The 715-nt window shown below is 46.2% G+C and carries 1 protein-coding gene; it reads left to right on the top strand.

Going from position 1 to position 715, the window contains the following annotated elements; translation table 11 throughout:
* A partial coding sequence (locus R7Q09_RS25555) for a DUF294 nucleotidyltransferase-like domain-containing protein (protein ID WP_318143864.1) occupies positions 1–715 on the top strand: 715 nt, incomplete at both ends.

The raw sequence follows: 715 nt of genomic DNA, 5'->3' as shown, positions 1-715 counted from the left end.
TATGTGTTTGAAGCGATGTTGACCATGCTTCGCTACAACGTGCATCATCTGCCGGTGGTCAAAAATCAACTACCGATAGGCATCATCGAAACTACCGATATTGTTCGTTATGAATCGCAAAACTCACTGCTTCTTGTAAGCAGCATTTTTCAGCAGCAAAGCATCGAAGATTTAGCGACAGTCGCAGAAGAAGTCAAAAGCAGCTTCGTACGTCTGGTTAACGAAGACGCCAATTCACACATGGTTGGCAGCGCAATGTCAGTAATTGGCCGAAGTTTCAAACAGCGTTTGTTGGAGTTGGCCGAAGAAGAACTCGGTGCGCCTCCGATTCCTTATTGTTTCCTCGCATTAGGTTCAATGGGACGCGACGAACAGTTGCTGGTTACTGACCAAGACAACGCCATTATTCTGGACGAATCCTATCAAGAAGAGAAACATGGCAAGTACTTTGAAGATCTCGCTAAGTTTGTCAGTGACGGCCTTGACGCTTGTGGTTACAAATATTGTACCGGTGACATCATGGCCACAAACCCGATGTGGCGAATGACTCGCTCCGAATGGGAAGAATGTTTCGCTGACTGGATTGACGATCCCAACCCGAAAGCGTTACTAAATGCATCAATATTTTTCGATTTAGATGGCGTGTATGGCCGCTTAAAATGGGCAGAACAGCTCACCAGCTTCATTGTGCGTCGAGCGCGTAAAAATAATCGCT

It is taken from the genome of Vibrio sp. 2130-1 (assembly GCF_033339515.1).
The sequence above is the reverse complement of the archived record's forward strand: the minus strand, read 5'-3'. Positions and strand labels throughout refer to the sequence as shown.